Annotated in this window: 19 protein-coding genes; 11 read left to right on the top strand and 8 right to left on the bottom strand. The window is 63.5% G+C overall.

Annotated elements, in window-relative coordinates; genetic code table 11:
* Positions 1-3: 3 nt before the first annotated feature.
* Both AB0N72_RS04110 and AB0N72_RS04105 read left to right on the top strand, forming a co-directional pair.
* Positions 4-915: an RNA methyltransferase gene (locus AB0N72_RS04110; protein WP_363934586.1), complete on the top strand. Its 912-nt coding sequence runs from the start codon at positions 4-6 to the stop codon at positions 913-915.
* A 101-nt stretch (positions 916-1016) separates the two neighbouring features.
* Entirely contained in the window at positions 1017-1940 is a 924-nt protein-coding gene (locus tag AB0N72_RS04105) for a cation diffusion facilitator family transporter (protein ID WP_363934587.1), read from the top strand.
* A gap of 133 nt (positions 1941-2073) precedes the next feature.
* On the opposite strand, the gene AB0N72_RS04100 is transcribed toward AB0N72_RS04105, so the two are convergent.
* Positions 2074-3282: an MFS transporter gene (locus tag AB0N72_RS04100; protein ID WP_363934589.1), complete on the bottom strand. Its 1209-nt coding sequence runs from the start codon at positions 3280-3282 to the stop codon at positions 2074-2076.
* A gap of 132 nt (positions 3283-3414) precedes the next feature.
* Here AB0N72_RS04100 and AB0N72_RS04095 point away from each other — a divergent pair, with 132 nt between their 5' ends.
* Positions 3415-3849: a (deoxy)nucleoside triphosphate pyrophosphohydrolase gene (locus AB0N72_RS04095; protein WP_363934591.1), complete on the top strand. Its 435-nt coding sequence runs from the start codon at positions 3415-3417 to the stop codon at positions 3847-3849.
* Between the two features lie 81 nt (positions 3850-3930).
* Here the strand turns inward: AB0N72_RS04095 and AB0N72_RS04090 are convergent, their stop codons facing one another.
* Positions 3931-5025, bottom strand: coding sequence for an Rv2578c family radical SAM protein (locus AB0N72_RS04090; RefSeq protein ID WP_363934593.1), 1095 nt, complete (start codon positions 5023-5025; stop codon positions 3931-3933).
* A 90-nt stretch (positions 5026-5115) separates the two neighbouring features.
* Here AB0N72_RS04090 and pcp point away from each other — a divergent pair, with 90 nt between their 5' ends.
* Positions 5116-5757 carry a pyroglutamyl-peptidase I gene (gene pcp / locus AB0N72_RS04085; protein ID WP_363934595.1) on the top strand — a complete coding sequence of 214 codons (642 nt, stop codon included), beginning with the start codon at positions 5116-5118 and terminating at the stop codon, positions 5755-5757.
* On the opposite strand, the gene AB0N72_RS04080 is transcribed toward pcp, so the two are convergent.
* Together AB0N72_RS04080 and AB0N72_RS04075 are read right to left on the bottom strand one after the other, a co-directional pair.
* Positions 5754-6383 carry an SIMPL domain-containing protein gene (locus AB0N72_RS04080; protein ID WP_363934597.1) on the bottom strand — a complete coding sequence of 210 codons (630 nt, stop codon included), beginning with the start codon at positions 6381-6383 and terminating at the stop codon, positions 5754-5756. The two genes, pcp and AB0N72_RS04080, sit on opposite strands and share 4 nt — an antisense overlap.
* A 2-nt stretch (positions 6384-6385) precedes the next feature.
* Positions 6386-6832, bottom strand: a complete 447-nt coding sequence (locus AB0N72_RS04075; protein ID WP_363934599.1) for a hypothetical protein — start codon at positions 6830-6832, stop codon at positions 6386-6388.
* Between the two features lie 95 nt (positions 6833-6927).
* Here AB0N72_RS04075 and AB0N72_RS04070 point away from each other — a divergent pair, with 95 nt between their 5' ends.
* The 5 genes from AB0N72_RS04070 to AB0N72_RS04050 all read left to right on the top strand — a co-directional run bounded on the left by AB0N72_RS04070 (position 6928) and on the right by AB0N72_RS04050 (position 13563).
* Entirely contained in the window at positions 6928-7902 is a 975-nt protein-coding gene (locus tag AB0N72_RS04070) for a hypothetical protein (protein ID WP_363934601.1), read from the top strand.
* A gap of 225 nt (positions 7903-8127) precedes the next feature.
* Positions 8128-9189: a phenylalanine--tRNA ligase subunit alpha gene (gene pheS / locus AB0N72_RS04065; RefSeq protein WP_363934602.1), complete on the top strand. Its 1062-nt coding sequence runs from the start codon at positions 8128-8130 to the stop codon at positions 9187-9189.
* 2 nt (positions 9190-9191) lie between these two features.
* Positions 9192-11735 carry a phenylalanine--tRNA ligase subunit beta gene (pheT, locus tag AB0N72_RS04060; protein ID WP_363934604.1) on the top strand — a complete coding sequence of 848 codons (2544 nt, stop codon included), beginning with the start codon at positions 9192-9194 and terminating at the stop codon, positions 11733-11735.
* Between the two features lie 180 nt (positions 11736-11915).
* Positions 11916-12782, top strand: coding sequence for a serine protease (locus AB0N72_RS04055; RefSeq protein WP_363934606.1), 867 nt, complete (start codon positions 11916-11918; stop codon positions 12780-12782).
* A gap of 133 nt (positions 12783-12915) precedes the next feature.
* Positions 12916-13563: a 4'-phosphopantetheinyl transferase superfamily protein gene (locus tag AB0N72_RS04050; protein ID WP_363934607.1), complete on the top strand. Its 648-nt coding sequence runs from the start codon at positions 12916-12918 to the stop codon at positions 13561-13563.
* Here AB0N72_RS04050 and AB0N72_RS04045 read toward each other — a convergent pair.
* From AB0N72_RS04045 to AB0N72_RS04030, 4 genes are all read right to left on the bottom strand, one after another.
* Positions 13560-14903, bottom strand: coding sequence for a M1 family metallopeptidase (locus tag AB0N72_RS04045; RefSeq protein ID WP_363934609.1), 1344 nt, complete (start codon positions 14901-14903; stop codon positions 13560-13562). The genes AB0N72_RS04050 and AB0N72_RS04045 overlap by 4 nt on opposite strands.
* Positions 14904-14915: 12 nt before the next feature.
* Positions 14916-18839 (bottom strand): Pls/PosA family non-ribosomal peptide synthetase, encoded by a 3924-nt coding sequence (locus AB0N72_RS04040; RefSeq protein ID WP_363934643.1) that lies wholly within the window; start codon positions 18837-18839, stop codon positions 14916-14918.
* Between the two features lie 152 nt (positions 18840-18991).
* On the bottom strand, positions 18992-19957 hold the full coding sequence (locus AB0N72_RS04035; RefSeq protein ID WP_363934611.1) for a quinone oxidoreductase: 966 nt from the start codon (positions 19955-19957) through the stop codon (positions 18992-18994).
* Positions 19958-20042: 85 nt separating this feature from the next.
* Complete coding sequence (locus AB0N72_RS04030) at positions 20043-21131, bottom strand: acyl-CoA desaturase (RefSeq protein ID WP_363934612.1); 1089 nt, start codon at positions 21129-21131, stop codon at positions 20043-20045.
* A gap of 168 nt (positions 21132-21299) precedes the next feature.
* On the opposite strand from AB0N72_RS04030, the gene argC reads away from it, so the two are divergent.
* Both argC and argJ read left to right on the top strand, forming a co-directional pair.
* Entirely contained in the window at positions 21300-22331 is a 1032-nt protein-coding gene (gene argC / locus AB0N72_RS04025; RefSeq protein ID WP_363934614.1) for an N-acetyl-gamma-glutamyl-phosphate reductase, read from the top strand.
* Positions 22328-23494, top strand: a complete 1167-nt coding sequence (argJ, locus tag AB0N72_RS04020) for a bifunctional glutamate N-acetyltransferase/amino-acid acetyltransferase ArgJ (RefSeq protein ID WP_363934615.1) — start codon at positions 22328-22330, stop codon at positions 23492-23494. The genes argC and argJ overlap by 4 nt, the downstream gene beginning before the upstream one ends.
* The last annotated feature ends 6 nt before the right edge of the window (positions 23495-23500 follow it).

Raw genomic sequence — 23500 nt, 5'->3', positions numbered from 1 at the left:
TATATGAACGAAACCGGGCGCCCGCAAGACTTTCCGATGACCAACCCCAGAGCAGATCGGGTGAGGGACGTCGCCAAGCTTGCCGGGCGCCCGGCGCGTTTAAAGCGTGGACGCTTCCTTGCAGAAGGCCCGCAGGCGGTGCGTGAGGCGTTGACCCTGCACCGTGAGCGCACAGCGGCCGGCGGGTCCGCCGTCGTGCATGAAGTCTTTGCCAGCGAGGCGTGCCTTGACCGCCTCCCGGAGCTGGCCGACCTGGCGCAGGGCACTTTGCTTCGGCTGGCCAGCGACGAAGTCCTGTCCGCGATGGCGGACACCGTGAATCCGCAGGGGATCGTGGCCGTCTGCAGCTTTGTGGACGTCAGCCTGGATTCAGTGCTCGACGCCGGTCCGCAGCTTCTCGCGGTCATGTGCCAGGTGCGTGACCCCGGCAATGCGGGAACCGTGCTTCGCGCCGCCGATGCCGCGGGTGCGGACGCAGTGGTTCTGACAGGTTCCAGCGTGGACATATATAACCCCAAGGCTGTCCGTTCTACCGCCGGTTCCCTTTTCCACCTGCCCGTGGTCCTTGGGGCTGACGTCGAGGAACTGGTGGCGCAGTGCCGGGAGCGCGGGATAGGCATCCTGGCCGCTGACGGTTACGGCACCCTCAATTTGGACAAGCTCCAGGATGAGAATGCTGCGCGAAGGCTCGGCAACGGTTCCGTGACGTCGGACTACGCCCTTGAGGCGCCCACGGCCTGGCTTTTTGGCAACGAGGCACAGGGTTTGTCGGACGATGAACTTGCATTGGCGGATCACCGTGTTGCCGTGCCCGTGTACGGGGCGGCCGAGAGTTTGAACCTGGGCACTGCCGCCACTGTCTGCCTGTACGCCAGTGCGCGTTCGCAGCAGGGCGCCAGGATGGAACATGCGTAAATAACGCGCAGCCGGGTACGGTATTGCTTGCAGGAACAGACGATGACGACTCTTCTTGGCCATTTTCCATTCTTTCCCAAACCCGAAGAGGTGAAGCTTTCGTGGCTGCAGGTGGCGGTACCAAAGCGATTGTTGCGGCTCTTGCCGCAAACCTGACCATCGCTGTTCTGAAGTTCATTGCATTTTTCCTGACAGCGTCATCGTCCATGCTCGCCGAGGCCATTCACTCCGTTGCTGATTCCGGCAACCAGGTCCTGCTGCTGGTCGGCGGCAAGCGTTCCAAGCGGGCGGCCAGCCCGGAGCACCCCTTCGGTTACGGCCGTGAGCGGTACATCTACGCCTTCATTGTCTCGATTGTGTTGTTCAGCGTCGGTGGCCTGTTTGCGCTCTATGAGGCCTATGAGAAGTTCCAGCACCCGCATGGCATCGAGGGCGGCTTCTGGTGGGTTCCGTTGGCTGTCTTGCTCGGGGCCATCGTTGCCGAAGGTTTCTCCTTCCGCACGGCGATCATCGAATCGAACCATATCCGGGGCAAGCAGAGCTGGGTCAAGTTTGTCCGCAACGCCAAGCAGCCCGAGCTCCCCGTCATTTTGCTGGAGGACTTTGGAGCCCTGCTGGGCCTGGTTTTCGCCCTGTTCGGCGTCAGCATGACCTTGGTGACCGGTGACGGCGTCTGGGATGCCTTCGGAACGGCAATGATTGGCTTGCTGCTGGTGGCCATCGCAGTGGTCCTTGCCATGGAAACCAAATCCCTGTTGCTGGGGGAGTCTGCCACCAAGGAAGACGTCCAGCGCATTTCCGAAGCCCTGGAAGCGGACGGAACCCGGATTATCCACCTCAAGACCATGCACCTCGGACCGGAAGAACTCCTGGTGGCTGCCAAGATTTCCATGGAAGCTTCCGAAACGGGCGAGGAGATCGCCAAGGGAATCGACGACGCCGAGCAGCGGATCCGCGCAGCGGTTCCCATCGCGAGGGTCATTTATCTCGAGCCTGACATTGAGCGCGTGCAGGCCCAGGCATAGTCCCGCCATCTTTAAGACACGAATGGCTCCTTAAAACACGAATGGCTCCTTAAAACACGAATGGCTCCTTAAAACGGGAATGGCTCCGCCCAAGCGGAGCCATTCCTGTTTAACAAACGTGTTGCGGGGCCGTTCAGCTTGCCAAGGCTTTTCGGCGCTCCACGGCACCGCTGATGATGGCTACCACCAGGCCGAGAACGGCCAGCACCGCTCCAACGAGCGCCGGGGCGACGTAGCCCCAGCCCCATGCGATGACCGTGCCGCCCAGGAAGGCGCCCAAGGCGTTGGCGATGTTGAGGGCTGAGTGGTTCAGCGAGGAGGCCAGCGATGCGGCGCCGGGAGCTGCGTCCAGGAGCCGGGTCTGCAAAGCCGGAGTCAGCATTGAGCCGATGCCGCCGACGACGAATGCCATGAGGAATGCCGACCACGCCCAGTGCGCGGCGATGGCGTAGACCACCAGCGCGGCGGCGATTCCGGGCATGACCCAGTAGATGGTGCCCATCACTGACTTGTCGGCCAGACGGCCACCGATGATGTTGCCGACAACCATGCCGACACCGTAGAGGGCGACGACGGCCGGAATGAGGTTCTCGGGGATGCCGGCCACAGAAGTCATCGTGTGCGCGATGTACGTGTACACGGCGAAAAAGCCGCCGAAGCCGATAATGCCGATAAGCAGTGCCAACCACACTTGAAGCCGTTTGAGGGCCCCGAGCTCACGACGAATGCTGGCATCCGGGTGCGCTGCTTCGAACGGAACGAACCTCCAGACCATAGCAACCGTGAGCAGGCCGATGACGCCGACGATCACGAACAGAAGACGCCATCCGAACGTCTGGCCCACCCAGGTGGCCAACGGGACACCAATGACATTGGAGACCGTGAGCCCGGCCATGACCATGGAGATGGCCCAGCCGCGTTTGGTAGGGGCCACAAGACCGGCCGCGATGACTGCCGCTACCCCGAAGAAGGCTCCGTGGGGGAGGCCGGAGGCAAACCGTGAGAGCAGCATCAGTCCGTAATCAGGGGCGATGAAGGACGTCAGGTTCGCCAGTGCCAGGAACAGCATGAGGCCCAGTGCCAGATTCTTCCGGGGCAGTTTGGCTCCCAAGGCAGCGAATACCGGCGCTCCAATGACCACGCCCAGGGCGTAGGCGGAGATGAGGTTGCCGGCCTCAGGGGTACTGATGCCGAGTCCCTCTTCGACTTCCTTGAGCAGGCCCATCATGGCGAACTCGGTGGTTCCAATGGCGAATCCCCCCATGGCCAAGGAGAGGATGGCCATGCCAAGGTTGCGTCGGGACTTTTTGACGGCGATGGGCTGGGACGCGGTGGTAGTCATAGACCTGCTTCGGGGGCTTTTTACTGAATGGGAAGAAATGGAAGAAATCCGATAACAACTTTAGTTCGGTGGAGGCGTCCGAAGGGATTTATGTGACCATGCCCATGGTCCGCGGCGCCATAGACTGATCTTGTGACTGCATTGATAAACGTCGTGGGTGCCGCCATTGTGGACTCCTTGGAAGCACCTGGCAGCCTGTTGGCTGCCCGCCGCACCGCCCCTCCCCAGTTCGCGGGTATGTGGGAGTTCCCGGGCGGCAAAGTGGAAGCCAACGAGGCCCCGGAATCAGCGTTGCATCGTGAGCTCGCTGAGGAGCTGGGTGTTGAGGTTCAGCTTGGTCCGGAGCTGGAGTCCGACACAACGGCCGGGTGGCCCCTCAGCGAACGTGCCTCCATGCGGGTTTGGTTCGCTGAAGTGACCGCCGGTGAACCTGCGCCACTTGAAGACCATGACGAACTGCGGTGGGTATCGCTAAACAACGCCGAAGAAACGCTCGGTCTTGGCTGGATACCCGCCGATCTTCCCATCGTCCAGGCACTCCTGCAGCGCGTTTCCACGCCCGCCTAGGAATCGCGCTGCCCGGAATCGCGTTGCCCTGACTATCAGCTGCATGGGCTCTCAGCTCTCTGAACTTCCAGCTGCATGGACTCAGAAGAGGGATTGTTGCCCGGGGAGTGGAGCCGTGGCGCCCGGGGCGGGATTCGCCGCCACGGTTGCTGAGGGCTTGGCGTTCCGATGGCTGAATCCCGAACTGCCGCTGTAGCCATATTTCGACTTGAAGTGGCTGATGCGTCCGGTCAGCCACGCCCGGTATTCCTTGGAGGCGTACCAGCCATTGCCGTAAAGGCGCCGATACTTCCCCACCAATTCCGGGTGCTGTTCGGCAAGCCATTTCATGTACCACTCCCGGGTGCCGGGCTTGAGATACAGCGCTCCGGCGGTAACGCCTGTGGCGCCGGCCTCTGCCAGGCCCGCGAACAGGGAGTCCAGAGCTTCGTCGGAATCCGTGAGCCAAGGCAGGATGGGCATCGCCATGACGCCGCAGCCCAAGCCGGCGTCCCGCAGGCGGGCAATGAGTTTCAAGCGTGCCCTGGGGGAGGGCGTTCCGGGCTCGATGAGGGCGGCGAGGTCTTCGTTGGTCATCGCCAGTGAAATGCCCAGATCCACGGGTACTTGGGTGGCTGCATGCTTGAGGAGCGGAATGTCCCTGGCCAGCAGGGTGCCTTTGGTCAAGATGGAGAAGGGCGTGCCGGAGTCCGCAAGTGCCCGGATGATTCCGGGCATGAGGGCATAGCGGCCTTCAGCCCGTTGGTAGGGATCCGTATTGGTGCCGAGGGCGACCTGGTGATGCCCCCATGATGGCTTGGCCAGTTCCTTGCGGAGTACCTCGGCGGCATTGATCTTGACCACCACCTGGGAATCGAAGTCGCGGCCGGCGTCGAATTCCAAATACGTGTGGCTTTTGCGTGCGAAGCAGTAGACGCAGGCGTGGCTGCACCCGCGGTAAGGGTTCACTGTCCATTCGAAGGGCATGTTTGAACCGGAAGGCACCTTGTTGAGCACTGACTTTGCGGTGACCTCATGGAAGGTGACTCCGGAGAATTCGGGTGTAGAGACGGAACGCACAAGCCCGGCCAAGGGCAGCAAGGCATCCATCGCCGGGGCAGGGCTCGGAGCCTTACTGCCATCCCCTTCCAAGGCCGGTTCACGCGTCGGTGAAAGTGCTTGTGCGTCCCATCTCATGGAGTCCATTCGAATATATGTTCGAAGCAATGTCAAGGGCCCTGAACGGAGGTTCCCGCGGCACGAGCTCCGCATTGCTATGGTTGCCCCATGATTCTGCTGACGGGCTTCGAACCATTCGGCCAGGAAACCATCAATCCCTCGTGGCTGGCCGTCCAACTCGCCAAGGAGGCCCTCCAAGCCGAAGGGCTGCGCGTGGAAGCCATCGAGTTGCCGTGCGTTTTTGGCGAGTCGCTGGCCGTTCTCGACCAAGCCATTTCGCGCCTCGCCCCGGAGATCGTGGTGTGCGCCGGTTTGGCGGGCGGCCGGGACCGGTTGTCCCTGGAACGCGTCGCCATCAACTGTGATGACGCAAGGATTCCGGACAACAAAGGCCAGCGGCCCATCGATGAAGAGGTGGTTCCTGGCGGCCCCGCAGCGTACTTCTCAAGCCTGCCCATCAAGGCCGCGCTCAGGAATCTCCAGATCGCCGGGATCAAGGCCGAAGTCTCGCAGTCGGCCGGCACCTATGTTTGCAACCACGTCTTTTACGGCTTGATGCATACACTGGCCTCCTTGCCCGGAATCCGCGGCGGTTTCGTTCACGTCCCGTATCTTCCGGAGCAGGTGACCCCAGCTGGGGGCGCCCCTTCAATGCCGCTGGAACTCACCGTCCAAGGGATCGCCGTGGTGGCCCGGACTGCCCTCCGCACCCCGATGGATTCCAAAGTCTCCGCGGGAGCCATCCACTAAATAAGTTCCCACTCCACAGTGACGCTGGCAGATACCGTCGATTCCCCAGCTTCCACCGGGAGTGCCTCGGCGGCGTAGGACGCGCGGACCATTCCACCCAGCGGAATGGGGCCGCCCTGCACTGGTTGCTGGGAAATGGAGACCACAGACCCAAGCCGGGCCGAAGCCAGCGCTGCGTACTGTTCGGCCCGGGCCAGGGCATCCCGCCATGCGGCTTCCTGCGCCTGTCCTGTGACCGCTGAAGGGTCGGCCATGCCCTGCTCCAGCCCATTGATACGGATGTCGTCGCCCCCGGCGGCGACGGCGGCGGCGATGGCCGCCGGCGCTTCCGTGTGGGAACGAATCCCAATGTGGAGGGTCGTGGTTGCCACGTAAGCAGTCACCTTCTGCCCCTGGCCCTCAACCCACACAAGATCGGCCCGCAGGTTCAGGCCGCTCGTCCGAAGGTCCGCATCCCCAACGCCTGCAGCCCGCAAACTGGCTGCGACGGCGGCCGCCGACTTGCCGGCGTCGTCATATGCTTTCGCGGCAGTCTCCCGACGGGTCTCGACGCCGAGAGTCAACGTCACCAGGTCCGGCACGGCCGTTGCGCTCCCGTTGCCTGTCACTGTGATGGTTCGCTTCATTCTTAAGCCTCGATTCGGTCTTGGGAACGGTTCTTTTGCCGACGGTTGAGGTGTTCAATGTAGCCGCCCGCCTCCAGGCCCGCCTGTCGTTCGAAGAAGTTCCCTGATCCGGTATTCCCCGTTCGAATCATTGACCAGCAGGCCGCAGCGCCATAGAGGGCCAGGAAAGGCAGACCCAGGCAGTACGCATACTGCGTGCTGTGCCGCTCTTCATGGCCCAGCAACACGGCGCTGGCTCCGGCGGCCCCAACCGGCGCACGATACAAAATCACGTTGCCAACCGTAAATGCCCCCGCATGGGGGAGTTTCCAGTTATAACCTGCCGCTATGAGGAGGCCGCGGGGCCCGCGCGAGAGCGTGCACTTGGACGCGACGGCCACGGCAAGCCCCAACGGCGTGGACAAATTCAGGACGTTTGCCAGCTGCCGTAAGCGTTGCGCGGGAGTCATGAAGCCATGCTAGACCCGCAGCGGATGGCACGGCATCGGCTGCAGGGTTACGCTGTTCCAGCACTCACTCGTGCAGGGGATGAATTGGGGAAACAATGAGAATAAAACGCGCCGTAGGCGTGATCGGTGTACTGATAGCCGTCATGGTGGCATTGACCGGATGCGTCAAGCTCAATATGTCAGTGAAGGTCAACAACGAAAAAAGCGTCGATTACGAGGTCGTCTACGCGATCCAAAAGTCGGTGCTGGGGGACAAATCTTTCGACGAGTTCATGAAGTCCAACGGCAGCGGAACCGGCAGCCAGGAAATGAACATTCCCGAGGGCGCCACCGTGGTGGACTACGAGGACGAGAAGTACAAGGGCAAGCGCATTACCGCCGTGAACATCGACCCGGCCAAGCTCGCTGAGTCATCGAGCTCGGAGAACCCTTTTGACCTGAAAAGGGATGGCGACTTCTACGTCATGTCCATGGGAAGCGTTACCGGGGCTGATGCCAGTGATCCGCAGGCATCCAGCATGGCCAAATCGATGTTCGACGAAGCCTCCGTCAAGTTCACGTTCCCGGGAAAGATCGTCGAAGCCAACGGCGCAACGGTTGATGGCAACACGGCAACGTTCGACATGCTGTCCGTCAACGGGGCGTCTGTCCAGGTGAAGGCCGAAGCCAACGCCGGTATCCCGATGTGGATCATCTGGACCCTGGTGGCCGTGCTCGTGGTGGCTGCGGCACTGGTGCTGCTGTTCGTGCTGTTGAGGCGGAAATCGGCACGGCAGTCACCGGCGCTCGCAGGCGCCGCGCCCTATGGCCAAAACTGGAACGGCCAGGCTCAGCAGGGTTACCCGGCAGCGCAGCAGGGCTACGCCGCACCGCAGCAAGGTTACCCGGCACCGCAGCAGGGCTACGCCGCCCCACAGCCACCAGCGGGTCAGCCTGCCCACCCGCCCCAGCAGGACTGGGCCGGGCAGGGCTATCGGCCGGGAACAGAGGCCGCACCCCGCCGACCAGACGCGCACGACGACGGCCAGGTACCTCCGCCGCCTACCGCACCACCCGCTTCGGGCGCCTAAGCGCGCCCCTACGTAGGCGAACAGGCGCGTGCCGCCGTCGTAATGACGCGGCCTCCCTGTTTCGTATGGAGGTTCATACAGCGGGAGCCGTGCAGGCGGGTTAAATCCCGCAAGTGTGCTTCAACTAGACTGAAGGGTAGTGTCCGCCGTTTGTGGTGGACGCTACCCTTTCGTTTTGCAGGCCTGCCTTGCCGGCCGCTCCCAACTCGTAGCTAAGAACAGTAGATGACTGACACTTTGCCAGGCGCCGCCATCCCGAATCCGCTGGATGAAGCCGCCATCAACGCCGCCGTCGAGGACGCCATTGCCGCAATTGCGGCAGCGTCTTCCCTTGATGAACTCAAGGCTGTCCGCCTCGCCCACACTGGTGAGAAGTCGCCCCTGAGCCTGGCCAACCGCGAAATCGGTGGCTTGGCCAAGGAACACAAGGCAGCCGCCGGCAAGCTCATGGGCTCCTCCCGCGGCCGGGTTAATCAAGCGTTGGCAGCCCGGACCCAGGTCCTTGAAGCTGAGAATGACGCACGCATCCTGATCGAGGAAACCGTTGATGTCACGGCCGCCCCGCGTCGTCGTCGTGCAGGTGCCCGCCATCCGCTCTCCACCCTGCAGGACAGGGTCTCGGACATCTTCGTCGGCATGGGCTGGGAAATCGCCGAAGGCCCCGAGGTCGAGTCCGAGTGGTTCAACTTCGATGCCCTGAACTTCAAGCCGGACCACCCTGCCCGCGAAATGCAGGACACGTTCTTCGTGGAGCCCCCCGAAGCACACTTGCTCATGCGCACCCACACCTCTCCGGTTCAGGTCCGGTCCATGCTGGAACGCGAAGTTCCCATCTACGTCCTGTGCCCGGGCAAGGTGTTCCGTACCGATGAACTCGACGCCACGCACACCCCGGTATTCCACCAGTTCGAGGGCCTGGCCATCGACAAGGACCTCAACATGGCGGACCTGCGTGGAACGCTGGAGCACTTCGCCCGCCAGATGTTCGGCGACGAAGCATCCATCCGGTTGCGCCCCAACTACTTCCCGTTCACGGAGCCGTCCGCGGAGCTGGACATCTGGCACCCGGGCGCCAAGGGCGGTCCGCGCTGGATCGAATGGGGTGGCTGCGGCATGGTCAATCCCAATGTCCTCCGGGCGGCTGGCATTGATCCGGATGTCTATTCAGGTTTTGCCTTCGGCATGGGCATCGAGCGGACGCTCATGTTCCGCAACGAGGTTGGCGACATGCGCGACATGATCGAAGGCGATGTACGTTTCAGCGAGCACTTCGGGATGGAGATCTAACAGTGCGTATCCCACTTTCCTGGCTGCGTGAATTCGCGCAGGTTCCGGCCGATGCTACGGCCGAAGATGTCATGGCGGATCTGGTCAAGGTCGGCTTTGAAGAAGAAGACGTGCACCGTCCCACGGACGAACTGTCCGGCCCTGTTGTGGTGGGCCAGGTGTTGAGCCTGGTCAAGGAACCGCAGACCAACGGCAAGACCATCAACTGGTGCCAGGTCCGGGTTGTTCCCGAGGGCCAGGAACAGACCCTCGCCGGCAAGGGTATCGATCCTTCCGGTGTGCAGGGGATCATCTGTGGCGCCCACAACTTTGTTGAAGGCGACAAAGTAGTTGTCACCTTGCCAGGTGCTGTCCTGCCCGGAAACTTCCAGATCTCTGCGCGCAAGACCTACGGCCACCTCTCCGCAGGCATGATCGCTTCGGTCCGCGAGCTGGGCATTGGCGAGGACCACGACGGCATCCTGGTCCTCTCCCGCATTGGCCTGGACCCGGAAATCGGCACGGACGCGATGGAATTGCTTGGACTGTATGACCAGGCAGCTGAAATAAACGTCACTCCGGACCGCGGCTACGCCTTCTCCATCCGTGGTGTTGCCCGTGAGTACGCCCATGCCACCGGAACCTCGTTCGTGGATCCGGCGTCGAAGGTTAACGCACCGGCCTCCCTCCAGGGCGGCTACGGCGTGAAGCTCAATGACGACGCACCCATCTATGGCAAGCCGGGCTGCGACCGCTTCGTTGCACGCACCGTCCGGGGCGTGGATGCTACCCGCCCTACCCCGCCGTGGATGTCGTCGCGCCTTCGCCTTGCCGGAGTGCGTTCGATTTCCCTCCCCGTGGACATCTCCAACTACGTCATGTTGGAACTCGGCCAGCCGAACCACTGCTACGACCTCGACAAGCTCGCTGGCGACATCGTAGTCCGCCGTGCCGTCGCGGGGGAGAAGATCACCACCCTCGACGACAAAGAGCGCACGCTCGACGTCGAGGACCTCCTGATCACGGATGACTCCGGTGCCATCGGCATCGCCGGCGTGATGGGCGGGGCCCACACCGAGGTCTCGGATTCCACCACGAACATCCTGGTGGAAGCGGCGCACTTCGATGAAGTGTCCATTGCCCGCTCGCGCCGCCGTCACAAGCTGCCGTCGGAAGCATCCAAGCGCTTCGAACGTGGAGTGGACTGGCACGTGGCGAACATCGCTGCCCAACGGGTCGTGGACCTCCTGGTGGAACTTGCCGGCGGAACCGCGGACCAGACCGGTACCGACGTCGGAACCGCACCGGACGCCGTCGTCATTGACCTTCCGGCTGGCTTTGCCTCCGCCCGGATCGGCATCGACTTCACCGAAGAGCAGATCACCACCTCCTTGGAGGACCTGGGGGCCGTGGTGGAGAAGACCGCCACTGGATACCGCGTGACTGCTCCGAGCTGGCGCAACGACCTCGAAACCAAGGAAGACCTCTCCGAGGAAATTGCCCGCCTCGTGGGCTATGACAACATTCCGGCCACCCTGCCGGTGGCGCCTCCAGGGCGTGGCTTGAGCCGGACACAGCAGCAGAAGCGCCGGGTGGTGCAGGCACTGGCCGACGCCGGGCTGACGGAAGTGTTGTCGTACCCGTTCGTTACGAAGGCTGCCAACGACACCTTCGGCGTGGCGGAAGAAGGGGCTGCCCGTCCGGCGCTGAAGCTCGCCAACCCGATCAGCGAGGAACACGGGTACCTCCGTACGTCCATCCTGCCGGGCTTGATCGAGGTTGCCCGCCGCAACCACTCGCGCGGTTTCCGCGACCTCGCGCTCTACGAGGCCGGTTCGGTTTTCCTGCCCGGTGACAAGCTCGGTACTGACTCCATCCCGCCGTTGGGCATCAAGCCTTCGGATGAGGTACTGGATGCACTGTACGACGGCGTCCCGCACCAGCCGCTGCACATCGCCGCAGTCCTCACCGGCCATGACTCGCCGGCTGCCGCTACGCACTCACCGCGTGCCTGGGACTGGGCGGACGCACTGGACGTGGCCCGGCTGATTGCCGACGTCCTTGGCGTCGAGCTGGTTGTCGGCCAAGGCAACCACCAGGCGTTCCACCCCGGACGCGCGGCGCAGCTCGCACTGCGCAACGGCGACGTCGTTGGTTACGCCGGTGAACTGCACCCCAAGCTCCTGGCCGCATACGATATGCCTGCGCGCTCGGTGGCTCTTGAGGTCAATGTGGATGCGCTGTTTGATGCCGCTGCCGACGTGATCGTTGCCAAGCACATCTCCGGCTTTCCCGTGGCTACGCAGGACGTTGCCCTGGTGGTTCCGCAGGACGTGCCGGCCGATCAGGTCCTGTCCGCACTCCGTGAGGGTGCCGGCGAGCTCCTTGAGGACGTTTCGCTGTTCGACGTCTATGTTGGTCCGGGCATCGATGAGGGTAAGAAGTCGCTTGCGTTCGGCCTGCGGTTCCGTGCGAATGACCGCACGCTGACGGCCGACGAGGCTTCTGAGGCCCGCGCTGCAGCCGTTGCCGTTGCGGCCGAGCGCTTCGGTGCAGTCCAGCGCTAGCAGTTCGATTTCAGGGAAACCCCGGGACATTTGTCCCGGGGTTTTTTCTTTTGTGAGATTTGACTCCCAACATCTTGACAAGGCATTCACGCTTGTATGACAGTTTTGTCATACACATGTGAAACATGTGTATCACATCCCTCGCACGGTTCCACTGGAACTGTCCTTTGAAAGGTACCCATGAAGAAGCAGAACGTTGCTTTGCTTGTCGGGGCTGCAGTAATGGCTTTGACGTCCTCGTTGGGAGGAGCCGCGGTCGCGTCAGAGTCGACGCCACAGGTCTCCACCTCCGAATTCCAACCCGTAGCGCACACAGTGGACAAGGGGCAGACGTCCGGTTCTGCCGCATCCCCGCTGGCCGACAAGTACACGCTGTCCATGCCCTCCAAGAAAGGTGGGGCTTCCACCGACTCGGTCATCGGCGCTGATGGCAGGGTGAGGATCACTGACACCACAGCCGCGCCCAACCGTTCGATCGTGCAGATCGAATTCAACGGCGGCTACATTTGCTCCGGCGCCCTCATCTCGGATGACACTGTCTTGACGGCGGGCCACTGCGTGCATGAGGGTGGCACGGGCTCAACTGCGGATTACTCCTGGGGCGTGAAAGTGGCGCCTGGCCGCAACGGATCCACTGATCCTTACGGCAGTTGCGGCGCCACCCAGCTCCTGACTGACCAGCGCTGGATCGATTCCGCCAACACCAACGCCGACTGGGGAGTCATCAAGCTCGATTGCACCATCGGCAACACCACCGGCTGGTTGAACTACACGGGCACCACCACCAGCCTGAACGGGACCACTGCGACAGTCAGGGGCTACCCCGGCGACAAGGCCTTCGGCACCATGTGGTCCATGACGGGATCCATCGACACCACACAGGCCGAGAAAGTCTTCTACAAGATGGACACCTACGGCGGCCAGAGCGGCGCACCGGTCTACAACAGCTCCAACAGCATCGTGGCCATCCACACCAACGGTGGCAGCTCCAACTCCGGCACCCGTATCACGCCGACCTTGGCGAACTACCTGACATCGGTGAAGTAGCGAACCGTAGCCAAGCCCTCCAGCAGTGTTCCCCGCAGTGTGTTCCTGGCTGCGGGGAACACTGCTGTCTGGGCGTGAGCAGTGAGCCTCAGGCTAAAGTTTGCTGGGGGAGAAGGCTGTAAGAGGGGTCGTGATGGACAAGCCGGTGCTTGAGCTACGCAGGGTCGATGACGTCTCCATTCCGCACGATCTCCTCGGCGTACTCGGCAAGCCTGCCAGTCAGCGCGCTCTCCGTTTCGCCAAACCCGTGGACCGCAGCGGGTTCGTGGCCGGGCGGGTTGCGCTCCAGCATTTTGCCGCGTCACTTCTCGACGTCGCGCCCAGCAGGCTCATGCCCGATTACAGCTGCCCGCAATGCGGTCCCGGCCAGGACCACGGCAGGCCCGGATTCCTGCTCGACGGCGGCCCGTCACCCCTGGCGCTCAGCGCCTCCAGGGCGTCGGGCTGGGTGCTGCTGGCCGGCGTCGTGCATCCCTTGGCGGGGCTCCGGCTGGGAGTGGACCTTGAGGCCGCGGACAGGGCCAGCTTCGATGGCTTCGACGATGTCGCGTTGACAGCAAAGGAGAAGCAGCAGCTGTTGTCCCTCCCTGCATCCGAGCGGGACGCCACCCGAATCCGGCTGTGGGCGCGCAAGGAAGCATGGCTGAAGATGACAGGGGAGGGCTTGCGGCGCAACCCTGCAGAGTTGGACGTGCTGGACCGTCCGGGTGTGCGGGATGTGAACAGTACCAGTGGCGGTGCGCTGCCGGACGGGCTGGTGGCAGCCCTTGCCCTGGGCTAACGTGATGAAGGCAGTACAGGCAGCGCGGCCTCGTAGAGCCAGGGGCGGAGGATCCCAGCTACGTTGAGTCCTGGAATGATAGCGTCGGCAGCTGCAATGAACGATTCCGTTGACACTGATCCATGCCGGTTCCCGGCCGTCCAATGCTGCAGGAATCCGAAGAAGGCCTCATCGCCGGCTGCCAGGCGCAGTGCGTGGACAGCCAGGGCCCCGCGCTTGTAGACGCGGTCATCGAACATGAGCTCCGGCCCGGGGTCACCCACCAGCAGGTCCTGCGGACCGGCGTCGAGCTTCTTCCACGCGGCCGTTGCCCGCGCTGCGACAGTCATGGTCCCTGATTCCTCTGACCACAACCATTCCGCGTAGCAGGCAAATCCTTCGTGCAGCCAGATGTCTTTCCAGTTGCTGGCCGTCAAGGAGTTCCCGAACCACTGATGGGAGAGCTCATGGGCGATCAGCCGCTGGGAATCCCAGGCGTCTTTCATGTGGTTGCGACCGAAAATGGAGACCGTCTGCGCTTCCAGCGGTATTTCCAGTTCGTCCTCAGTGACCACGGAGGTGTAGTCAGCGAAGGGGTAAGGGCCGAAGCAATCCTCGAAAGTCCTCATCATGTCCGGCTGGCGTCGGAGGCCCTGCAGGGCCTCCGCGGTCATTTCGGGCGTCACGGCGACGAACTGCGGGACTCTGTGGTGGGTATCGTCCACCTGCAGCGGAACCCTGGCGTACCTGCCGATCTGGACCGTGGCAAGGTACGTGGCCATGGGATCGGCTTGCTCGTACACCCAGGTCTCACGGCTGGACTTGCGGGAGTGGGATACGAGCTTGCCGTTGCAGACCGGCCGGTAGTTGTCGTCCGTGGTCACGGAGATGCGGAAGCTTGATTTGTAGCGGGGGTGGTCATTGCAGGGGAACCAGGACGCTGCACCATTTGGCTGGCCCGCCACCAGCACGCCGTCGTTCAGTTCTTCCCATCCCACGTCTCCCCAGAGTCCACGGCGCGGTTGTGGATTGCCGTCATAGCGGATGTCCAGCGTGAACTGTTGTCCCGGCTCGAGCGCAGAGGCGGTGTTGAGAACCAGGTGCTCGGCCCGGTGGCTGAATTTCTGCAGCTTCCTGCCGTCCAACTGGATCTTGGATGCCCGCAATCCAACAAGGTCCAGGACGATCTGCGCGGTGGCCTCAAGGGCTATGCACTGCAGAACCGCCCTGCCGATCAGCTTGTTGCTGCCCAGCCTGACATCCAGGTCCAGTTCGTACCTGTCCACACGGTAGCGTGTGCTGCCGTGGTCAAGGGTGTAGGGGTCGGCTGTGGTCGTGGGGGCGCTGGTGGGGACCGTCATGATCAGCCCAATCTACTTGAGACGGGCCGCTTGTGCAGACGGACCTGCCCACGGGCTCACGGGGTTGCCCATCCAGTACGTCCCGGCCGGGACGGTTTCGCCGCGCATGACCAACGACGCCGGGCCAACAGTTCCGCCGTTGCCGATGCTGGCTGCGGGGAGGATGACGCCGTGCGGGCCCATGGTGGCGCCGTTGCCCAGCGTGACGGTATCCAGGCTCATGACGCGATCGTGGAACAGATGCGTTTGGACCACGCAGCCCCGGTTGACGGTGGAGTTTTCGCCCAGCGTGACGAGGTCGGCTTCAGGGAGCCAATAGCTTTCGCACCACGTTCCGCGGCCAATGGTGGCCCCCAGTCCCCGCAGCCACCACACCAGGGCGGGAGTGCCTGCGGCCGAGCGGGCAAACCACGGCGCACTCACCATTTCGATGAAGGTGTCAACCACCTCATTGCGCCAAATGAAGGAGCTCCACAAGGGGTGTTCACCGGACCGGATGGTTCCTACCAAAACCCATTTGGCCACCACTGAACTGAGCGCTGCCACTGCCCCTGCCGCCAGCATCACCACTCCGCAAAGGACTGCCGCGATCCAGTAGCCCCATCCGCTGGCGAGCCAATCCAAAACCAGCATGACGCTGACGGCGATGCCCACCGTGAGGATGACCGGTACCAGCCGGCAGAGTTCCCACAACGCGCGTGCCACCTTCAGCTTGACCGGCGGCTGGAACGTGCGGCTCTGGTCGGCGTCGACGGCGGTGCGGCGCAACCTGACCGGAGGGCTGCCAAGCCATGAGGTTCCCGACTTGGCCTTCGCGGGCGTGGCTGAGAGGACAGCCACGAGGGAGTTCTTGGGTACGTTGCGCCCTGCCGCGGTCATCCCGGAGTTGCCCAGGAAGGACCGCTTTCCGATCTTGGCTGGGGCGATCTTCATCCACCCGCCGCCAAGTTCGTAGGATGCCACCATGGTGTCGTCGGCAAGGAACGCGCCATCGCCGATCGTCGTCATCCTGGGGACCAGCAGGACCGTGGAAGCTTCCACGTTTTTGCCTACCTTGGCGCCGAGCAAACGCAACCAAACGGGGGTAAAGAGGCTGGCGTAAATGGGGAACAGGAGGTCACGGGCCATGTCGAGCAGCCGTTCGGTGGCCCACACCTGCCATCCGACCCTGCTGCGCACCCGGTAATACCCTTCCTTAAGGCCCAGGCCCAGCAGGCGTGCCACGATGAGGATCAGCAGGAGGTTCCCGAAGAACCACACCAGGGCTGCCAGAGGCACGGCCAGGGCGATCTGCGGGATGGCAGTTTCCAGGGATTCATGTCCGCGGATGAAGGCCAGGATCACCAGGGCGCCGGCGAAGGCGGAGACGTAGGGAATGAGGGACAGCAGGGCTGAGGCGGCGGCAAAGGCAACGAGCCACAAGCGATCAACCGCAGAACGACGGATTAGTGCCTCCGGCCAGTCGTGCTTTGCCTTTCCGCGCCGTTCAGCAGGCGACCCTGCCACCAAGTGCCCGGCTTTGACCTTGCCCGATACTGCCGAGCCGGGCTCCACGTGGGCGCCGGCACCGATGGTGGCGCCTGGCATGATCGTGCTTCGGGAGCCCACCACGGCCCCGGCTCCGACGTGGATTTGCCCTATGTGGACTGAATCGCCATCCACCCACCAGCCGGAAAGGTCTACCTCGGGCTCAATGTTGGCCCCGCTGCCCAGGGACAGGAGCCCTGTGACCGGGGGCAGCGAGTGCAGGTGCACGTCCCTGCCGATCCTGGCGCCGAGGGCACGCGCGTAATAGGGGACGAACGGGGCGCTGGCCAAACCGATGGCCCCCGAAAGGTCCTGGATCTGTTCGGCCAGCCAAAGCCGCAGATGCGTCTTTCCGGATCTCGGGTATGTCCCTGGCTCGATTCTGCCGAGCAGGACACGCGCTGCCAGAACCGAGATCGCCATCCGGCCCAACGGGCTGACGAAGACCAGCCAGGACAACCCGATCCACCACCACGACACCGTGGGTGCGGCAGAAAACCCGGCCAAGTCCGCCAGCAACTTGTTGGCACCCATGACGTAGGTGAGCCACCGCATTCCCACGAGGATATGCAGCGGCACACCCATGAGGACCTGGAAGACCTGCGACTTAAAGGCCGTGGGGCGGACGGTGCGTTCCGAAGCGGGACCCGGCAGGCCGCCGTCGGGCAGCGACTGCCTGGCTGCATCAATCAAAGCCCCGATGCGGGGCGTTGCGTAGATGTCCGCCACAGTGATGGTGGGGTAACGGAGACGAAGGGCCGAGACGAGCTGCGCAGCTGCCAAGGAGCCGCCGCCGTAGGCGAAGAAATCGGCGTCGAGCGACCCAACAGCGCTTCCCAGCACAGACTCCCACTGGTCAACAACCCAGCGGGCGTCATCGGGCAGGTTCAGCGGAGCTTTGCCGGTATCGGCGGCCGCGGCACCGGCCAGCGGCCAGGGGAGGGCATGGCGGTCCACCTTGCCACTGGTCTTGGTGGGCAGTGAGTCCACCACCGTCAGCAAGGGAATCAAAGCTGCGGGGAGGCTGTCAGTGAGCGCAGTACGTGCGTCGTCCAGGTTCAGGTCGACGCCCTCCGCGGGGGCAAGGTAGCCAACAAGGATCTGGTTGCCGGCAGCGGTTGTTTGAACGGCGGCGGCAGCGCCCGCTACGCCCGGCAATGACTGCAGCGCGGCATCGACCTCGCCCAATTCAATCCGGCGACCCCCGAGCTTGACCTGTTCGTCGGCGCGGCCCATGAAGACAAGGCCGGCTGCTTCAAACCGCACCAGGTCTCCCGAGCGGTACGCCCGTTCCCAACCCAGCGTTGGCATGGGTGCATATTTTTCGGCATCCTTGGCCGGATCCAGGTAGCGGGCAAGTCCCACGCCGCCAATGATCAATTCTCCGATCTCACCTTCGCCCACCGGGACGCCGTTGGAATCGACGACGGCCAGGTCCCAGCCATCGAGCGGCAGGCCGATCCGCACGGGCCCGGGTCCGCCGAGGGGAGCGGCACAGGCAACCACCGTCGCTTCCGTGGGGCCGTAGGTGTTCCAGACTTCGCGGCCGTCCACAGCGAGTCGCTCGGCAAGTTCGGGCGGGCAGGCTTCTCCACCGAAGATAAGGAGACGGACGTTTTCCAGTGCCTCGGCCGGCCACAGGGCGGCTAGGGTGGGCACTGTGGAGACCACCGTGATGCCGTGGTTGATCAGCCAAGGGCCCAGGTCCATTCCGGTGCGGACCAAGGCGCGGGGTGCAGGGACCAGGCATGCGCCGTGGCGCCATGCCAGCCACATCTCTTCGCAGGAGGCATCAAAGGCCACCGAGAGTCCGGCCAGTACCCTGTCCTGGGGTCCAATGGGTTCGCCCTGGAGGAAGATCCGGGCTTCGGCGTCAACAAACGCGGCGGAAGAACGGTGTTTGACCGCGACTCCCTTGGGCGTCCCGGTGGAACCCGAGGTGAAAATAACCCACGAGTCGTCATCCAGGCCTGGCTTGTGGCCCCCGGAGACAGGTCCCCGCACAGCACCGGAAAGCTGGATGTCGAGTCCTGCCCCGATGGTCGCTGCCACGTTGGCCTCCCCGAAGACCAGGCGTGCCCGCTCGTCGGGATCATCGGCATCAACGGGCACGTAGGCAGCCCCTGCCGTCAGGATGCCCAGGATGGAGACATACAGCTCGTTGGTTCCGGACGGTATGCGGACGCCAATCTTGTCTCCGCGGCCAAGTCCTGCAGCGTTCAGGGTCTGCGCGAAGGACCTGACCGAGGCCAGGAGCTCGGTGTAGCTGAGCGACTTGTGCCCGTCGTCCAAGGCGGAGGACTCCGGAAACGCTGCTGCGGTGGCCTCCAGAATGTCCACGAGCGTGCGCTCGGCCGGTGCTGCGGTTCCGCCGGGCAGCTGGGGGCGGTAGGTGGTCAGGGCAGGCATCTGCCCGGCCCCCTCGCGATGTTCTGTGCTCACAGGGTCAGCTTGTCGCAGGAAGGTGAACAAAAGGTGTCGATTGTTTCCTGCCCTTAATGCACTGTTGCACTGTGATTGGCTTTCACTTCACCTAAGGTTGGGGAGCCGGGCGCGGCCAATCAGGGCACCAACAGGACTTTGCCCGTGGTGCGTCGTCCCTCCAGGTCGCGGTGGGCCTGGGCTGCTTCAGCCAAGGGGTACGTGGCCCCGACCCTGACGGAAAGTGTGCCATTGGCGGCGGCGTCGAAGATTTCGGCCGAGCGCCACCGGCGCTCCTGGGCGTTCTGCACGAAGTGCGCCATGGTGGGCCTGGTCAGCGTCAAGGAACCGGCCGCGTTCAACCGCTGTGGATCAAACGGTGGCACCGGCCCCGAGGCGGCGCCGAAAAGCACCATGGCCCCCCGGATGCGCAGGCTCTTGAGGGAGTCATCGAACGTGTCCTTGCCGACGCCGTCGTAAACCACATTGACGCCCTCACCGTCGGTGAGTTCGCGGACTTTGTCGGCGAAGCCCTCGTAGCGAAGGACCTCATCGGCACCGGCCAAGGCAGAGAGATCCGCCTTCTCGTCAGAGGAAACAGTAGTGATCACCCGCGCACCGCGGGCCTTCAGCAACTGGGTCAGCAGCAGGCCAACGCCACCCGCCCCGGCGTGGAGGAGGACTGTGTGGCCGGGTTCAACCCGGAAGGATGAGTTCATCAGGTAGTGGGCCGTGATTCCCTGCAGGGGGAGGGCGGCGGCCGTGTGGTCGTCGACGCCGGCAGGAACCGGAAGCGCTTTGGCGGCCTCTACGAGGGCGTACTCCGCGTAGGTCCTGGTTCCTTCGGCCGTGGCGATGCGGTCACCGACGGCGAATTCTTCAACGCCTTCGCCGAGGGCCTCAACGACACCTGCCGCTTCGGCTCCAGGAGTGAACGGGTAGTCCACCTTGTAGGTGCCATTGCGTTGGTAGGTCTCGATGAAGTTGACCCCGGTAGCTGCGACCTTGACCAGCAGCTGTCCGGGGCCGGGCGCGGGAACTTCGACGGAAGCGTACTCGAGGACCTCGGGTCCTCCGGCTTGCTGTGCAACGATGGCGTGCGTCATGGTGGCTCCTTAATCCGGGGCGGTCCTTCCGGTGCCCGGTTTCAGAATCCATCCTAGGGAGGTTGGGGCCTCCGGCGTCGAACGCCTAGAAGCGTCCGTGCGTCGACGCGACCGGGCAGTCGAAGCCACGGCCCGCTGCCAGTCCTACCTCGTTGAGGTAGCGGACCACGATCCCATAGGACTGCACCAGGGAGGTTTCGGTGTACGGGATGGAGTGCTTGGCGCAGAACTCGCGCACGATCGCAGCGGCTTTGTGAAGCTGGGGCCGGGCCATATCCGGGAAGAGGTGGTGTTCGACCTGCCGGTTCAATCCGCCAAGGAGGAAGTCCATGAAGCGGCCGCCGGAAATGTTGCGCGAGGTCAGGATCTGGCGGTTGAGGAAGTCAACGCGGCTGTCCTTCGGCAGGACCGGCATGCCCTTGTGGTTTGGCGCGAAGGAAGCTCCCATGTAGAAGCCGTAAACCATGATCTGGACCCCGAGGAAGGCAAAGGCCATTCCAATGGGCAGGAAGGTGAAGGCCAGGACCGGAAGCGCGGTGAGGCGCGCCACGAGGATCGGCGTTTCGACCCAGCGGTGGCGCACGCTCTGCTTGCCGAACACAAAACGGAGGGAGTCGAACTGCAGGCTCAGGCCCAGCAGTGTCAGGAGGGGGAAGAAGAACCAGCCCTGCTTCTTTGTCAGGAAGGCCAGCCGGCCCTTGCGCTCTGCCGCGGCGTCTTCGTGGAAGACCAAGGCGTTGTTCCGGATATCGGGATCCTTGGAGATCACGTTGGGATGGTTGTGGTGTGCGCCGTGCTTTTGTTCCCACCAGGAGTAGCTGATGCCGGCAACTCCGGTGGCGAGAAGGCGGGCTGACCAATCATTGGCCCGGCGGGAGGCGAAGATCTGCTTGTGCCCGGCCTCGTGGGCCAGGAAGCTCAGTTGCGTACACAGGATGCCTACTGCTGCGGCGATGAGGAGTTGGTACCAGGACTCGCCGATCAGGGCGAAGCCAAGCCAGGTGCCGGCCATGAGGAGTACCAGGGCCACGAAGACCCAGATGTAAAAGCCGCTGCGGCGCTCGAGGAGGCCTGCGGACTTGACGCTCTTGAGGAGCTCTGAGTAGCTCTGAACGACGGGATTTGGCTGAATAGCGCGTGTTTTGGGGCGCTCAGCGGTGGACGTGGGTGCCATGAATGTGCCCCGTATCGCTAACGGGCAACGCTGCAGCCGACGTTCGGACTGCACGGTCTGGATCACCCTCCAATAAGCATACGCGCAAGGTCATAACGAATGTGACAGCTCACATTTTCCATGCATAAATATCGGACAGCATGAATATTCTTGCTGTATAGTGAAGCCATGACTATTTCTGTTGCCGTCTCCGGTGCCAGCGGCTACGCCGGTGGAGAAGTGTTGCGGCTGCTCGCCGGCCATCCGAACGTCACCATTGGTGCGATCACAGCGCACAGCAACGCCGGTTCCAGACTAGGGGAGTTGCAGCCACATCTCCATGGTTTGGCCAGCAGGATCCTCGAAGACACCACTGTGGAGAACCTGTCGGGTCACGATGTCGTGTTCCTGGCCCTCCCGCACGGTACTTCCGCTGAGATCGCCGCCCAGTTGCCGGAAGGCACAGTAGTTATCGACGCCGGTGCCGACCACCGCCTGCAGGATGCCGCCGCGTGGGAGAAGTTCTATGGCTCCGCCCATGCGGGCACGTGGCCCTATGGGCTGCCCGAACTGCCCGGGCAGCGCGAAGCGCTGAAGGGTGCAACCCGGATCGCCGTACCCGGCTGCTACCCGACGTCGGCCCTGCTCGCCTTGACGCCCGGGTTCGCCAACAATCTCCTCCTGACGGACGACGTCGTGATTGTTGCCGCCTCAGGCACCTCAGGCGCGGGCAAAGCTGCCAAGGTCAACCTGATCGGCTCGGAGGTCATGGGTTCCATGAGTCCGTACGGCGTGGGTGGCGGTCATCGCCACACGCCCGAAATCGAACAGGGACTGTCCAACGCGGCGGGGGAGCCCGTCCGGGTTTCCTTCACGCCCACGTTGGCGCCGATGAGCCGGGGCATCCTGACCACCGCTACTGCGAAGGTCGGGCATGGCGTCACGGCCGCAGAGCTTCGCCAGGCCTGGGCCGATGCCTACGACGACGAGCCATTCGTGCACCTGCTGCCCGAAGGCCAGTGGCCCACCACCAAGTCGGTGCAGGGATCCAACCACGCCGTCATGCAGTTGGCCTTCGACGAGCACACCGGCCGCGTGATCGTCACGTGCGCCATCGACAACCTCACCAAAGGAACCGCCGGCGGAGCCGTGCAGTCCATGAACATTGCCCTCGGCCTGGATGAAACCGCCGGCCTGAACCTGCAGGGAGTTGCACCGTGACCATTACCGCCCCCAAGGGATTCCGCGCCGCCGGCATCAAAGCCGGGATCAAGGCCTCAGGCAACCCGGATCTGGCCCTCGTGGTCAACGACGGCCCGTCCAAGGCAGCTGCTGCGGTGTTCACGTCCAACCGGGTGGCAGCTGCACCCGTGCACTGGTCCCGCCAAGTGGTCAGCGACGGACGCGTGGACGCCGTGGTCCTGAACTCCGGCGGCGCTAATGCCTGCACCGGCCCGCAGGGTTTCCAGAACACCCACGCCACCGCCGAGAAAGTGGCGGAGGTGCTGGGAGTCTCAGCTTCGGACGTCGTGGTCTGTTCCACCGGCCTGATCGGTGAGCAACTGCCCATGGACAAGATCCTGCCGGGCGTCGAAGCTGCCTCCAAGGAACTGTCCGAGGACGGCGGTGCGGCAGCGGCAACAGCCATCATGACCACCGACAGCGTCTCCAAGGAGGCTGTCTTCTCGGGCAAGGATGCTGAAGGCAAGCCGTTCACCGTGGGTGGCATCGCCAAGGGCGCCGGCATGCTGGCTCCCGGGCTGGCAACCATGCTGGTTGTTCTGACCACCGATGCCGAAGTTCCCGCCAACGAACTCGACGTGGTCCTGCGGGACGCCACCCGCGTCACCTTCGACCGCGCCGACTCCGACGGTTGCATGTCCACGAACGACACCGTGGTGCTGCTGGCATCAGGGGCCTCCGAAGCGCTTCCGTCCGCAGAACAGCTCAGTGAAGCCGTGACTGCGGTGTGCGCCGAACTGGCCCGCAAGCTGATTGGCGACGCCGAAGGAGCCAGCCACGACATCGCCATCCGGACCTTCAACGCTGCCAGCGAGCGGGACGCGGAAATTGTGGGCCGCTCAGTGGCCCGTTCAAACCTCTTCAAGGCCGCCATCTTCGGCAAGGACCCTAACTGGGGCCGTGTGCTCTCGGCAGTGGGAACAACTGACGCCGTCTTCGAGGCGGACCAGCTGAATGTGTCCATGAATGGCGTCCAGATCTGCCGCAACGGTGCGATCGGCGACGACCGCAACCTGGTGGACCTGGACCCGCGCGAAGTGCTGGTCGAAATTGACCTGCAGGCCGGCGACGCCGAGGCGACCATCTGGACCAACGACCTCACGCACGATTACGTGCATGAGAACAGCGCCTACTCGAGCTGAGCGGAA

This window comes from Paenarthrobacter sp. NPDC089307, from assembly GCF_040685055.1.
Taxonomy (GTDB): Bacteria; Actinomycetota; Actinomycetes; order Actinomycetales; family Micrococcaceae; genus Arthrobacter.
Note: the sequence above shows the minus strand (reverse complement) of the source record. Positions and strands in the feature narration are given on the sequence as shown.